The organism is Gluconacetobacter sp. (assembly GCF_047721585.1).
In the GTDB taxonomy this organism is placed as follows: Bacteria; Pseudomonadota; Alphaproteobacteria; order Acetobacterales; family Acetobacteraceae; genus Gluconacetobacter; species Gluconacetobacter dulcium.
This window is the reverse complement of record NZ_JBDNXE010000105.1, coordinates 1-14,417: the sequence shown is the minus strand read 5'-3', so window position 1 is coordinate 14,417 and position 14,417 is coordinate 1. Positions and strand designations below refer to the sequence as shown.

The window sequence follows — 14,417 nt, the reverse complement described above, 5'->3', positions numbered from 1 at the left end:
CGCCAAAGCGGTCGCCAAGGGACGCAAGGCAAGAACGGTCTCCCCACCCCCGCCACGGGCCGAAGTGATCGCGGTCACCGCCAGCGGGCAGACGGCCCGCATCCGCCGCCTGCCGCAATCGGTATCGTCCTATTCCTCCGAACAATTGCAGGAAATGGGGATTCGGGACACGAAGGACCTGCTGGGCATCACCCCCGGCATCTCGCTGGCGACAAGTTCGCTCTCTCCCACCGGGGAGTCTCAGCAGCTCGTCATCCGTGGCGTCGGCAACAACGCCCAGCTCGAACCCGGCACCGGCACCTATGTCGACGAAATCTACATGCCGGCGATCAGCTTCGACATGGGTTTCCTCGATCCGGCGCGGGTGGATATCTACAAAGGCCCGGAAAACGTCCTGTTCAGCCGCAATTCCGAGGCAGGAGCCGTCAGCATCACCACCCGCGCACCGGGCGAGCGCACCGTCAGCCGGATGGAAGTCGGCTATGGCAGCTACAACACCGCCAAGGTCCAGGCCCTGATCAGCGGCCGCATCGCGCGGGGCGTGTACGGCTCCCTGCTCGCCTACTACACGCGATCGGACGGATATTTCAAGAATACCGGCTCATCGCCCCAATATCAGAATCCCTATTTTCCGGGCGAGGATCTGGTTGCCCTCTATGGCAGCCACATCCGCCTCAGGAAATATACCGGAATCGAGCAGAACGCCGGCTTCCGTTCCGAATTCCGCTTCGTTCCTTCGGACAGGATCGAAATCCGCCTGATCGGCGACTATCATCGCGACAATGGCAACCAGAGTGCCGGCGGCCCGCTGACAAGCTGCCATTGCTACAACATCATGGGCGACCTGGCCTATCAGGCCGACAGCGCCGATTACGGTGTGGGCATCAACGCGAAATGGCACCTGCCATTCGGCACCCTCACCTCGGTCACGTCGTGGCGCGAAGCCTATTCCGACGCACCCATCGATTTCGTCGGCAATGCCGCATACAAGAACAACCTCCAGGTTCTCTACGAGGAACAGCAATCCAAGGTCCAGACCCTGAGGTTGGACTCCCTGTCCACGCGCCGGTTGACCTGGGGCGGCGGCATTTCAGCCTACAAGGACCGGGAATACAGCAACCGCTTCTACAGCCTGGCAGACCTGAACGATCCGGATGGCGGCGCGCCGTCGCTCTATAGCGGGTTCTGGAACTCGCAGATCGTGGCCCTGCGCCGCACGGGCATCGCGGGTTTCGTCCATGCTGGCTACGCCATCACCCCGCACCTGCATCTCGATGCCGGCGTGCGCTATACGTGGGAACATGTCGACGCCTCGGGGCTGGAGCGTTACGTCATGCCGGTCAACGGCGTGCTGACCGCCCCCAGAAGCAGTCTGCAGAATGGCTGGCAGAGTTTCAACAGCCCGGTACAGAACGGCCATAGCTGGTACAATGCGTCGCCCTCGGCCTCGCTCCGCTACGACCTGCCCGACCTGGGCTCGATCTATCTCAGCTACGCGCAGGGCTTCAAATCCGGCAGCTACCAGAAGGCGCCGTTCCTGCCCACCGACGTCACCTCGGTCGCGCCCGAGAAAGCCACCAACTACGAACTCGGCGGCAAGTTCCGGATCGCCAACCGCGTCAACCTGACGGTCGCCGGATACGACATCGAAATGAAGAACCAGCAGGTCCAGTCAACGGTGATTCGTGACGGCATTACCTCGCACGCGATCACCAACGCCGCGGCCAGCCGCGTGACGGGCTTCGAGGGCGGGCTGGACGCGCAGGTGACGCAGCGGCTGAATATCAGCGGCAGCATCTCCTATATCGCCAGCCGCTTCCTCGACTACGTCATCTATCCCGGCGCGGGCCTGGCGCCGGTGGTGCGCTCCGGCGACCACCTGCCCAGCACGCCGGACTGGACGGCGGACGTGATGGGTTCCTACACCGTGCCGCTCGCACCGGAACAGAGCCTGGCGTTCCAGGCCAATTTCCGCTGGGTCGACAGCAGCTATGTCGGGTCGAACGCAACCTCCAGCGACCCGATCCTGAACATTCCCGCATGGAACCGGCTGGACCTGCGCATCACCTACAAGCGGCCGGGCTGGCGGGCATCGTTCTACATCAACAATGCGCTCGACCGGTACATCATCCTCTCCAAATTCAACGCCTTCTTCGTGCAGCCCAGCGGCGCGTTCGTCCACAACATCGTCGCGGCACCAATGATGACTGGCTTCGAACTGAGCCACGATTTCTGAAAACCTGCCACGACATACGCACCGGCGGCGCTCTCGCGCACCACCCCGCCCATCCCGACAGGCTCCGGCCACGCCGCCAGGACCGAAGCCCGATTTTCCCGCGAACGGAGCAACAGCATGACCAACCCGCCCGATCCCCGAACGTTCCTGTCCCCGGATCGTGCCGACGGTTCGATCTACAGCGACCCGGACCTGTTCGCCATGGAGATGGAGCGCATCTTCATGCATCACTGGATCTGGGTGGCGCATGACAGCGACATTCCGCAATCTGGCGATTTCATCACCACCTTCGTCGGCGCGCATCCCGTGATCGTGTCGCGTGACCGCAAGGGCGCGGTGCATGTGATGCTGAACCGCTGCCGCCACCGCGCGGCAACGGTCTGCGAACAGGCCAGGGGCCGCACGGCCAGCTTCGTCTGCCCCTATCACGGCTGGGCCTACGGGCTGGACGGCGCGCTGCGCGGGGTGCCGCACCAGAACGGCTATGGACAGGATCTGGACAAGGCTTCGCTGCCGCTGGTCAATCTGCGGGTCGAAGAATATCATGGCCTGATCTTCGCGACCTTCGACCACGCCATTCCCGATCTGGATAGCTGGCTGGGCGCCGCGAAGCCCTGGATCGACCTCTTCATGAAGCAGGGCGCAGGCTGGCCGGTCAAAACGATGGGCGAACACAAATTCACCTTCCCCGGCAACTGGAAGATCCAGCTCGAAAACACGACCGACGCCTATCATTTCCCGATCGTTCACAAATCCTTCCTCGATTCCGTGGACCAGGAAACGCAGGACACCTTCAATTTCGTCGAAGGCGACGGCTTCGTCGAGGATCTGGGCAACGGCCATTCGGTCATGGTCATGATTCCCGAACTGGTCGATCTGGACGAGAATCTCGACGCACCGATCCCCGAACGCTTCCTCGAACTGGCGGACCAGCTCGCCGAGACCTATCCGCCGGAGAAGGTGCGCCAGATCATCCGTGCCGTCGGCGGGTCGGGCTTCAACCTCAACCTGTTCCCCAACCTGGCCTGTTCGATGGCGTTCTTCCGCGTCCTGCGCCCGCTCGACGTGACGCAGACCGAAATCCGCCATATCGCCATCGGCATGGATGGCGGCCCCGACATCGCCAATCAGATGCGCCTGCGCCTGCACGAGCATTTCCAGGGGCCGATGGGCTTCGGCACGCCCGACGATTCCGAGGCATGGGACCGTGTGCAGCGCGGGTCCCTTGCCGGGCGCGGCATCTCCGTCCTGCTCAATCGCGGCCTGGGCGGCGAAACGCAGGGTCCGGACGGGCATCCGCGCGGCGATGTCAGCGCCGAGACCGGCATGCGCGCGGCCTATCGCCAGTGGCTGGCCACCATGACCCGCGAACCGGCCGGGGAGACCGTGGCATGAGCATCACCCTCGACGACGCCATGGCCCTGATCACGCTGGAAGCCGACCTGCTCGATCATGGCCAGTTCCACGACTGGCTCGCGCTCTACACGCCGGAGGCGAAATACATCGTTCCCGTCGATCCGGACGAAGAGAATTTCGAGGCGACGCTGAACTACGCCTACGACGACGCCGCGATGCGCCGAAAGCGCGTCGAGCGCCTGCTGGGCGGCCGCTCGATCTCGGCGGCACCGCCGGCCCGCACGATCAGGCTGCTCGGCCGCGCCCGGATGCTGGAAGACGGCACGGCGTCCTGCACCGTGCGCTGTGCCCAGTTGCTGAAGGAGCTGCGGCAGCACCGTGTGCGCGACTATGCGGCCAACCTGACCTATCGCCTGGCACGGACGTCCGAGGGGCTGAAGATCGACCGCAAGATCATCCGCCTGCTCGACGCGACCGAAGCCCTGACGGCGGTGAGTTACATCCTGTGAGCACGATCCCGTCGAACACGCCCCCCGCGCCGCAGTCCGCCCGGATGGACGTCACCGTCGAGACGGCCACACGCCTGGGCCAGGTCCTGCTGTTCGACCTGCGGCCGCTCTCCGGCCCGCTGCCGGCATGGCAGGCCGGTGCGCATGTCGATCTTTTTCTCGGTGACGGGCTGATACGCCAATATTCCCTGTGCGGCGATCCGGCGCGGCAGGATCGCTATCGCCTGGCCGTCCTGCTGGAACCGGACTCGCGGGGCGGGTCGAAAGCCGTGCACGCCCATGTCCGCCCCGGCGCGCGGCTCGCGATAGGCGCCCCCCGCAACCTGTTCCCCCTGCGCCCCGGCACCGGGCCGGCGATGCTGGTGGGCGGCGGCATCGGCGTGACCCCGCTGATCGCCATGGCCCATGCGCTGCATGAGCAGGGGCGGGATTTCGTGCTGCATTATGTTGCCCGCGACCCGGTCTTCGCGCCCCTGCTGCGGCGCACGCCCTTCGCGGACCGGGTGCGGGTACACGACCGGAGCCGCGCGGAAGCACCGCGTTTCGATCCGTCCGGCGCGCTGGCGGACCATGCGGGCACGGCCGGGCTGTCCGTCTATGTCTGCGGCCCGTCAGGCCTGATGGAGGCTGTCGCCCACGCGGCGGGCGCCGCCGGCGTGCCGCCCGAAGACATCCACCGCGAGGCGTTCTCGGCGCAACCGGTCGCGGCGGGCCGGACTTTCGAGGTCCTGGCCGCGCGCGCCGGCCTGCGGGTCACGGTCGGCGGCGACGAACCGATCACCACGGCCCTGGCACGGGCCGGCCTCCGCGTCCCGGTCAGTTGCGAGCAGGGGATCTGCGGCACCTGCGTCGTCACGCTGCTGGAAGGCGAGGCCGATCACCGGGATTCGTACCTGACCGACGACGAACGCGCCGATCAGATCGCGCTCTGCTGCTCGCGCGCCCGGTCCCCCCTGCTGGTGGTCGATCTTTGACCGCCGCCGTACCCGCCCCCTCTGCCCCGACCAGGATGGGAGACACCACATGACGGACGCCACGGACACCGCCCCGCACTGCGCCGAACGGGTCCTGGCCCGCATCGCGGCCCAGGAAGCCCGCATCCGCGCCTTTTCCGCCCACGACCCGGCCCTGCTGCGGCGCGAGGCCGCATGCGCGCCCGCTGGCCCGCTGGCCGGCCTCGCCATCGGCGTCAAGGACATCATCGGCACCGAGGACTATCCGACCGGCTACGGATCGCCGATCTATGACGGGTTCCACACGCGGGCCGACGCCGCCTGCGTGGCGCTGTTACGCGCGGCCGGGGCCATATGCGCCGGCAAGACGGTAACGACCGAATTCGCGTTTTTCCGCGCCGGCCCCACGGTCAATCCATTCGCCCCCCTGCACACGCCGGGCGGGTCATCCAGCGGTTCGGCGGCGGCGGTCGCAACGGGCATGGCCGATATCGGCCTGGCGTCGCAGACTGCGGCGTCGCTGACGCGCCCCGCTTCCTATTGCGGCATCGTGGGGTTCAAACCGTCCTACGGGCGATACGCCCTGGCCGGTGTCAAATCATTGGCGCCCTCCTTCGATACGCTGGGCACGCTGACGCGCGACGTGGCGACGGCCGCACGCGCGGACGCAGTGCTGAAAGGACCGCTACCGGCCACGCCGGCCACCACGCCGCGCCCACCCGCCCGGATCGGCCTGTGCCACACCCCGTGGTGGAGCGAGGCCGAGGAAGGCACCCGTCGCGCCATGTCCGAAGCCGCCGCCCTTCTCGCACCCCATACCGCGATCGAACCAGTCGATCTCGCACCCTTCGCCATGGGCTGCGACCTGCATGCGACGATCATGGGCTACGAAGCAGCGCAGGCCCTGGCCTGGGAATATCGTGCGCAACGCCATGTGCTGAGCCCGCAGATCGCCGGGCTGATCGAAGGTGGGCAACAGATCGACGACGGCACCTATCGCGCCGCGCTGGTCGCCGCCGAGGGGCTGCGCGCGCGCATGGCCGATCTGTTCGGCCGCTATGACGTGCTGCTGGCGCCGGCGGCACCGGGCGAGGCGCCGCTGGCCGATACCGGCACCGGCAGTCCGCGTTTCAGCCGGCTGTGGACCCTGCTCCGCCTGCCCACCGTCACGCTGCCGGGCTTCGCCGGCCCGTCCGGCCTGCCCGTCGGCGTCCAGTTGCTGGGGCCGCAGGGCGGGGACGAGACGCTGCTGGACCATGCGGCGTGGGCCGAGGCGCTGTTCCCGCCGCGCATCATGCCGCCCCCGTACGCCACCCAAATCTGAGGAGAATCGAACATGGACCTCGCCCAACGTCTGGACGCCCTTGCCGCCAGGGTGGCGGAACTGTCCGCCGAAGCCGATATCCGCCGCCTTCAGGCCCGTTATATGTTCCTGTGCGACACACCATGTCCCGAAGCCGGGGCGAGCGACGACGAGACACGCATCGACCGGATCATGGATCTGTATTGCGACGACGCGATCTGGGAAGGTGTCGGCGAATATTATGACAATCAGTTCGGTCGCCGCGTGGGCAAGGCGGATATCCGCGCGCATTTCGAATCGTTCTGGGGCCAGAAACGCGATCCGGCCCTGTTGCTGAACGTCCATTACCTCACCTCTGAACAGATCCATGTGCGCGGTGACGAAGCCGACGGACAATGGGTCCATTGCCAGCCGTGGATCTTCTCGGACGGGCGGACGCTGCTGCGGTCCAGCCGCCTGAACAACCTGTTCCGCCGGCAGCACGGCACCTGGAAGATCGCACGGACCCGCACCGAAAACGTGTTCGTCGCACCGCTGCGCCCCGGATGGGCGGAGTCGATTCCCACGATGTCGGTCCTGATGCAGTCATAGATCGCGCGGCCCGATAGATATTATGATATCGCAATAAAAACGCACTCGGAGCGATGCATGCACGGCAGTGAACGACGCGCTCTGGCCAGCGCCATCATCGGCAATATCGTCGAATGGTACGATTTCGCGCTCTACACGGCCGCCACGCCGCTGGTGTTCGGGCCGCTGTTCTTCTCGCAGGCGCGGGACAGCCTGTTCGTCCAGACCGAGCCGCTGATGGTCTTCGCCGCCGGCTTCGTCGTACGGCCGCTCGGCGGGCTCTTCTTCGGCGCGCTGGGCGACCGGCGCGGCCATCGTGAGGCACTGCGCTGGACCCTGCTGCTGATCGGCATCGCCACGGCACTGATTGGCGTGCTGCCGACCCACGCCCGCATCGGCATGATGGCGCCGCTCCTGCTGCTGGCCCTGCGCCTCGTCCAGGGCTTCGCGGCGGGTGGCGAGTGGGCGGGGGCGGTCCTGATCATCGGCGAAGGCGAAACCGGGCCGCAGGAGACGCCCGCCCGTCCGGCAAAGACCGGACGCGGCGTCGCCTTCGCCCTCAGCCAGTCCGGCGTGGCGGCGGGCATGGTCCTGGGGACCGCCGCGCTGCTGCTGGCCCGCGGCCTGCCGGGCGACGGGTTCCTGACCTATGGCTGGCGCGTGGCCTTTCTGGCGGCGGTGCCCTTCGTCGCGCTGGGGGTCTGGCTGCGCGGCACGCCCTCCAACCGCCCGGCCGCGCGAACGCCTTCGCGCCCTCCCGCCATCATGGTCCTGCGCCGGTGCTGTCTCCCGCTGGCCTGCGGCATGGCCCTGCGCCTGGCGGAAAATGGCGGCGTCTACCTGATGACGGTCTTCGCCCTGTTCTACGGGCACGCGCGGCATATTCCCGACGCCTGGCTGCTCATGGGCAGCATGGCGGGGATGGCGGCCGACGGGCTGGCAATGCCGTGTTTCGGCTGGCTGGCCGACCGCATCGGCGCCGCACGCGTCTATCTCGGCGGCGCCGTAGCACTGGCCGTCCTGGCCGAGCCGTTCTTCATGCTGCTCGATCATGCGACCCTGTGGTCGGTCGTCCTGGCCTTCACCGGCGGCATGGCCTTGTGCCACGCACCGATGATCGCGGTGGAACCGGCCCTTCTGGCGCGCCTCTTTCCGCCCGACCTCCGTTATAGCGGGGTCGCCATGGCGCACGAACTTGGCGCTGTCCTCGCGGGAGGAATTTCTCCTCTGGTCGCCGCCGCCCTCTATCACAGGACGGGCACCGCCTCAGGCACCGCACTTTACATGGCGGCGCTCGCTGCCGCGTCGGCCGTGGCCCTGTGGTCGCCTCTGCGACGGCCGGGGTACCGATCGGGCGCGTGAGGCGACGATCGCGGCATGACGGCTGCGATGACGTCAAAACCCTCCGCCGCGCAACCCATCACCCGGTGCGCCGGCGCACCGGCAAACCACAGTCATGAACTGATCATTTTCGACACGGGCCGCCAACGGCACGAGACGGTTGCAAGCCGGCCCGGAAACGCCGATCCTCCGGCCCATGTGGAGCGAACCCTATCTGGAAACCTGCTGCCGGTCGGCCCTGCACCGGCTGATGCTCAGCGGTGCGGCCGGCCGCCCGCCGGGCATGAAGGATCAACCCTGCCTGGAACGGCTGGAACGGATGGGCCTGGCCAGCCAGGACGCCCACGGCCGCTACCACCCCACGCCCGAAGGCGTGGCCCGGCATGAATCGGAAATCCTCTCGCCCTCATGATCCGGCATGACGATCTGTGGCGCGCGCTGGACACGCTGGCCGCCGAACGCGGCCTCACGCCGTCCGGCCTGGCCCGCGCGGCGGGCCTGGACCCGACCAGCTTCAATCCCTCCAAACGCATCACGGCCGCCGGCCGCCCCCGCTGGCCCGGCACCGAAAGCCTGGCCCGCGTGCTGGACATCACCGGCCTGAGCCTGGAGGCATTCGCCCGCCTCGCGACCGGCCACCATCCCCTCTCATCCTCTCCCCGAGCCGGCGCCCGATCACGCCTCCGCCTGTCCCCCTTCTCCCATCTCGACCATCCCGGCATGTTCGACGGCACCGGCCTGCCCAGCGGCCGCCACTGGGACCAGTGGGACATGCCCACCGCCACCGAAACCGACCTCTACGCCGTCACGCTGGATACCGACCTGTTCGAGCCGGTCTTCCGCGTCGGCACCATCCTGACGGTGTCGCCCGCCATCCCGATCCGGCGGCGCGACCGGGTGCTGGTCCTGCGGCCCGAAGGTCCGCTCTGCGCGGTGGTGGTCGATCCACGCAGAGGCGCGGGCACGGGGCCTCTGCTGGCCATGATCGGCACATCGGCCGGCGGCGGCGCGTTCGAGGCCGATCCCACGGACCATCTGCACCGCATCATGATGGCGTTCCTGTAAACCAGCCGCCGTGGCGACAATGACATGGCAGGCAGAAACCGGGCCTCGGCCAATACCGAACACGCCAGGAACCGTTCCATTCCCCGCACTCTCCGGTCCAGAAACGCCGCCGCCACGACCGGAGCCACGCGAACCCGGCCGGAAATGCCCGAATGCCCTGTTTTCACGCCCATCTTCACCGGCCCGGATGCACGCATTCAAACAGCAACCGCTCCCGAAACGCCGAACTGTCACCAAATCTTATTTTTGTTTTCGATCGGCCCTTTCCATATATGTCGGGCAGCCGGTCCCGTTCCGATATCGGATAACGAGAAAGACCGGTGGCCCCTTCCCGCCGCAGGTGCCCAACCGTGCGGCAGGCCGATCCACGGGCCGCAGGGGGCGTGCCCGACAATCTTGCCGCCCGATCCAGGGATCGTCAGGCGGCGCTCAGAAGAAGGATCGACCATGGCGGACGATTGGGCGCGCGCTTATGTCTGCGCCCATTTCGGCAAAAGCCTGTTCTGGTATATGGGCGAGGTCTTCCTGACGTTTTTCCTGATCGGGATGCTCGATATCGACCCGGTCCATATCTCGACATATCTGGCGCTGGGGCTCGGCCTGTCCGCCATCCTCGATCTCGCCATCGGCCGCCTCTGCCAGACCTGGCTGCACCAGCCCCGTTTCGCCGGGCGCATCCAGTCGATCGGCGCCCTGGGGTGCGCGGCAAGTTTCGGGGCCATTCTGGTCTCGGGATACGTCACACATGCGCCAGCCGGCATCGTGGCGGGCATCCTGATGTTCCGCATCGCCTTCGAATTATACGATGTGGGGCAGGAGACCTTGCTGTCGATCGTACCGACCCCCGATCCCGGCCGACGGCGGGGCATCGTCGGCCTGCGCCTGGCCGGCAGTGCCATTGCGTCCATGCTGATCAGCGTCATGACCGGCTATTTCGCGACGCCGGGCCGGAATACGGGCGCGGCGCTGCACCTGGCCGCCATAGCCATCGCCATCTCGACGACCGCCATCCTCACGGCCCTGGTGCTGGAACGGCGCAGCACGACTCACCCGCCGCGCGGCCCATCCTCCCCATGGTCGCCGCCGACCGCCGTGGCGCCCACGCCGCAGAGTCCGGCCCATCTCCGCCAGGCGCTGAGCATCCAGTGCATCGCGATCTTCGTGTCGGCCTGGACCGCCCCTTATTTCGTCAGGATATTTCCCTTCATCCTGCATGCGGCCCCGGCACTTCCATCCTGGATTCTCGCCTGCCTTCCGCTCGGCGCCACCATCAGCCAGCCGCTCTGGCACCGCATGATCGGCCGGGTGGGCGAGGCGAAGGGAATCGTCACGGGCTGCGCCGCGTCCTGTGGCGCCCTGGCCGGCATGGCCTTGCTGGCCGATCCGCCCCGGCACGACGATTACGCGGTGCTGGCGGTCCTGATTTTCCTGCTCGGTGTCGCCAATGGCGGGGTCGCGCTCGGGCTGTGGACGCATTTCGTCGAAACCGCCGCCGCCGCCAGACACACGTCGCGATATTATGGAACCTTCATGGCGGTTTCCAAGGTCGGGCTGGCCGCGATGTCCATCCTGCTGGGCGAACAGATCGGTACGGACGGTCGCGGCCCGTCATTGCCCGTGTTCTGCCTGACGGCGACGTGCGCCCTGCTCGCGATCGGCGCCTGCGCCCTGCTGTTGCCCCGCGCGGCGACCGATCGGACCATCGCGCAAGACACCGACCCCCGTGACATTGCACCCCGCCGCACGAGCGGGCATCTATAGCCGTATGTCAGGTCCCAATCCCCACCAATACGCACTTTGTGCCCGCGACAGGCTGGCAAGGACAGGCATGGCCGGCCTCAGTCTCCGTTCCGTCGCGCAGGATGTCGGCGTATCGCTGGGCGCGCTCAGCTATCATGTCGGTGACAAGGCGTCGCTCCTGGCCGCGATCGTGGCGCTGCAACGGGACGAATGGCAGGACATCCGCACCCGCTGGGCATCGCGCACGGCCCGCCTGCCCCTGTCCGACGCCGACACCCTCTCCGCCGTGATCGAAGCCTTCCTCGACGACACGGCCACCGCACGGCGGCCCTTCGCCATCGCAGGCTGCGAGTTGCTGCTGGACGCGGTGCATAACCCGGATGCGCTCCCATCCCTGGCATCGGTCCTGAACGACGAGGACGATTTCTGGACAACCCTGTTCCAGACTGGCGATGTCGGGCACGCCACCATGCTGGGTCCGGTCGTCGCCGCCTATTGCCGCGACGAAATGCCCTATACCGTCGCGCTGGGCGACGACACGCAGTATCGTCTGCTGCGCCGGGCCAACATTTCCCGTCTGGCACAGGGATTTTCCGGCACCGCACAGGGGCTGTCGCGCGCCCTGCCCGACCTGGTCGCGCTGTGCGGCGAGGAAAGCGCGGAAACGCCACTCCCGGTCGCCCTGCACACCGGCACGCGCCAGATGGAACTGGCACACCATATCGCGGACCTGATCGCGGAATACGGAATTCCGGCCATCAGCCACCGCCTGGTCGCCAAACGGTCGGATATCGCCGTTTCCAGCGTGGCATATCATTTCCGCACGCGGGACGACCTGCTCCTGGCCGGACTGGGCGCCCTGGTGCTGGACATGCGGCAGGAACTGCACGATCGCGATGGTGGGCAGGAGAGCAGACGCGGCATGGCCGTCATGCGCGCCACCCACGCGATCGCCCTGGCCGCGACGCGCGATCCGTCCCTGCGACCGTTCGCCCTCGACATGCGCCGCCGCCGCTCGGAGAATGTGCGCGACGAGGTGAGCCTCCAGATCGGCGGCCCGCGAGGGCTCGATCCCGCCGCGATTCAGGCCGCCTGCATGGCCACCATCGGGTCCGGCCTGGCGCGCCTCGCGGCGGGCGCCGCACCGCGCCGGCTGGAGGTGACGTTCGACCTGCTGCGCACGCTGCGCCTGGCGCGCATGGCCTGATACCACCCGCCATCCCGGCATCCGCCCGCGCCCCTCGGCCCGCACGGCCCGGCGATCGGGTCCGACGCACCCTGTCGCCGGGACCGAGCGAACGGATTCGTAGAGTGCGGAGGGGCCACGCGCGCCCGCCATGCCCCCCCCAGCCCGCCGCCTCTTATCGCGGCGCGATCCGCGCGGCGTCGCCACCGGGCAACGAGACCCGATAGGACGTATGATAGGCATTGCCGGCCTTTTCGTAATCGGTCGAAACGATCTGCGCACCGCTGGCAAAGGCCGCGCGCGCGCGCGTCAGATCGTTCAGCTTCGCCTCATAGGTCTCGATGTCGGCACGGGTGCGCACGATATAACCCCGGCGCACCTCGTCGCGAATCTGCGCCTGCCTGACCAGCGCGTTGTCATCGAGGATGAACGCGGCATAAGGCCGCCCCGGCTCGGAATCGAGAAAGGCCATGCGGCCGACAAGGCCGGAATGCCCGTTCAGATAGGCCGAGGCCCCGTCGCGACCGGTGGCCGTGATCAACTGGAAAAGAAACTTTCCGCGGGCCTGGCCCAGTGTCGGCCAATGTCCGGCCAGAACCGCCTGTTCCAGCGTCGGGTAATCGCCGCGCACATCGTCGGGCGTAATCACCGCGTCACGACCCAGCACATCGACGATCGTCCGATCGATCTCGTCATACGTCGCATCGGTAAAGGGCGGCACCTTCGTCGAGCCCGGCAGCACGCTCAACGCCTGCACCTTGGCTTCGATCATGACGAACAGCGGCACATGCCGGGGATGCGCGTCCGACCACGCCTTCATCTGTTGCAGGCACAGACGGAACGTCTGGCACGAACTGCGGAAATCGATGTCCGGCATATGCAGGACCTTGATCCCCGGCGCGTGCATGGGCGTCGCATCGAACGGCAGCAGGGAGGTCACACCCTGTCGGCGCAGGATCGTGTAGGCCGCCGGGTCGGCATACGCACCGCCGGCCGGGTCGGCATTCACGTCAATCTCCAATGCGCGAACGCCCAGGTCCAACTGCGTCTGCAACGACGGATGCACATAGCTCAGCGCCTCCTGGAACGTCACCGGATTGGGGTGGGCCAGCAGGAATTCCTTCCTCTGCGGCTCGGGCATTTTATTAATCAGCTCCGGCATGGACGGCAGATAGTGCGCCAGCAGCGCCAGGACATGCGGATCGACCCCGGCCGAATAGCTGTTGTGCGTGCCAAGGACCTGAAGCCGATTGATCGGCAGCGTATCCGGCAGGGCGTCGGCCTCCACCGGCATCGCGCGGGCCGGGCAGACATTCGTCAGCGCGGCAAGCACCGCCAGCGCGGCAAAAGATTTGAACATCTCTGGCTGTTCCTTCGAGAAGCCGGGACGCGAATCAGGAGGCCCGGACCGAAATCGGCAATTTGAAATACGACAGGTCGCGATCCGGCACGAAGACGCGCCCGCCGAGCGACCGAAGCGACGGTTAAAACATTAGTGCGGTTATGACAAGCATAACACGAAGCACACTTCATCCCGCATAAACCCGTCCCATCCGGCGACTATCCTGCGGAACATGAACGGTTATTCGTAAAATATGACATATTTAATTCATATTTTCTCACAGAATGACACAAAGATCGTGGCGCATCGCCATGGGACGCGGAGGATTCGCAAGGATTCCCGGAGTCATGAAATTTATATTACAAAACGATCGTTCATCTTTTTCTCCGGTTAGAATCCATGGTAATCGCTCGCCCGCCGGACGAACTCCCGCCCATCGCGTCCCGATGGAATGGATGAAACCCGCGCGCAAGAAACAGCATGCAAGATGCCCACCGAGAGAGGCGCTTTCCATTTATGTCGAATAATAAAAAAAGGATCGAAAGCGCCGCCCGGAAACTCCATGGGCCGTCCTGACCAGCATAAGCCGACCGTTTCCCTCGTTCATCGCCAGCATTAGGTCATTCCGCCGTGGATAAACTCACCTATCGCTTCGCCCTCGCATGCGGCATCAGCCTTCTGGCGTGCGGCGAAAGCCGCGCCCAGGCAGCGCCGGACCGCGCCGTTTCCGCAAGCGTGCCCAAGGCGCACAAACCTGCCGTGCCGACACGAACGGCCCCGTCGGCGCCCCATGGCACCGCGACCCCATCCCCAGCC

At 66.6% G+C, this 14,417-nt stretch carries 13 protein-coding genes; 12 read left to right on the top strand and 1 reads right to left on the bottom strand.

The window, feature by feature from the left end:
- From ABF821_RS15975 to ABF821_RS15925, 11 genes are all read left to right on the top strand, one after another.
- On the top strand, positions 1–2,236 hold a 2,236-nt coding region (locus ABF821_RS15975), incomplete at its 5' end, for a TonB-dependent receptor (RefSeq protein WP_415530725.1).
- Between the two features lie 117 nt (positions 2,237–2,353).
- Complete coding sequence (locus ABF821_RS15970; RefSeq protein ID WP_415530724.1) at positions 2,354–3,631, top strand: aromatic ring-hydroxylating oxygenase subunit alpha; 1,278 nt, start codon at positions 2,354–2,356, stop codon at positions 3,629–3,631.
- Positions 3,628–4,101, top strand: a complete 474-nt coding sequence (locus ABF821_RS15965) for an aromatic-ring-hydroxylating dioxygenase subunit beta (RefSeq protein WP_415530722.1) — start codon at positions 3,628–3,630, stop codon at positions 4,099–4,101. The genes ABF821_RS15970 and ABF821_RS15965 overlap by 4 nt, the downstream gene beginning before the upstream one ends.
- Positions 4,098–5,075 (top strand): PDR/VanB family oxidoreductase, encoded by a 978-nt coding sequence (locus ABF821_RS15960; protein ID WP_415530721.1) that lies wholly within the window; start codon positions 4,098–4,100, stop codon positions 5,073–5,075. The genes ABF821_RS15965 and ABF821_RS15960 overlap by 4 nt, the downstream gene beginning before the upstream one ends.
- Positions 5,076–5,124: 49 nt before the next feature.
- Positions 5,125–6,378, top strand: coding sequence for an amidase (locus ABF821_RS15955; RefSeq protein WP_415530720.1), 1,254 nt, complete (start codon positions 5,125–5,127; stop codon positions 6,376–6,378).
- Positions 6,379–6,390: 12 nt separating this feature from the next.
- Positions 6,391–6,948 (top strand): nuclear transport factor 2 family protein, encoded by a 558-nt coding sequence (locus tag ABF821_RS15950; RefSeq protein WP_415530719.1) that lies wholly within the window; start codon positions 6,391–6,393, stop codon positions 6,946–6,948.
- Between the two features lie 57 nt (positions 6,949–7,005).
- Positions 7,006–8,289, top strand: a complete 1,284-nt coding sequence (locus ABF821_RS15945; protein WP_415530718.1) for an MFS transporter — start codon at positions 7,006–7,008, stop codon at positions 8,287–8,289.
- A 175-nt stretch (positions 8,290–8,464) separates the two neighbouring features.
- Positions 8,465–8,680, top strand: a complete 216-nt coding sequence (locus tag ABF821_RS15940; RefSeq protein ID WP_415530716.1) for a hypothetical protein — start codon at positions 8,465–8,467, stop codon at positions 8,678–8,680.
- Positions 8,677–9,333: a helix-turn-helix transcriptional regulator gene (locus tag ABF821_RS15935; protein ID WP_182974159.1), complete on the top strand. Its 657-nt coding sequence runs from the start codon at positions 8,677–8,679 to the stop codon at positions 9,331–9,333. The genes ABF821_RS15940 and ABF821_RS15935 overlap by 4 nt, the downstream gene beginning before the upstream one ends.
- 447 nt (positions 9,334–9,780) lie before the next feature.
- Complete coding sequence (locus tag ABF821_RS15930; protein ID WP_415530715.1) at positions 9,781–11,094, top strand: MFS transporter; 1,314 nt, start codon at positions 9,781–9,783, stop codon at positions 11,092–11,094.
- A 67-nt stretch (positions 11,095–11,161) separates the two neighbouring features.
- Positions 11,162–12,280, top strand: a complete 1,119-nt coding sequence (locus tag ABF821_RS15925; protein ID WP_415530714.1) for a hypothetical protein — start codon at positions 11,162–11,164, stop codon at positions 12,278–12,280.
- Between the two features lie 154 nt (positions 12,281–12,434).
- On the opposite strand, the gene ABF821_RS15920 is transcribed toward ABF821_RS15925, so the two are convergent.
- Positions 12,435–13,619 carry a Ca2+-dependent phosphoinositide-specific phospholipase C gene (locus tag ABF821_RS15920; RefSeq protein WP_182975116.1) on the bottom strand — a complete coding sequence of 395 codons (1,185 nt, stop codon included), beginning with the start codon at positions 13,617–13,619 and terminating at the stop codon, positions 12,435–12,437.
- Positions 13,620–14,231: 612 nt separating this feature from the next.
- On the opposite strand from ABF821_RS15920, the gene ABF821_RS15915 reads away from it, so the two are divergent.
- On the top strand, positions 14,232–14,417 hold a 186-nt coding region (locus tag ABF821_RS15915; RefSeq protein WP_415530713.1), incomplete at its 3' end, for a hypothetical protein.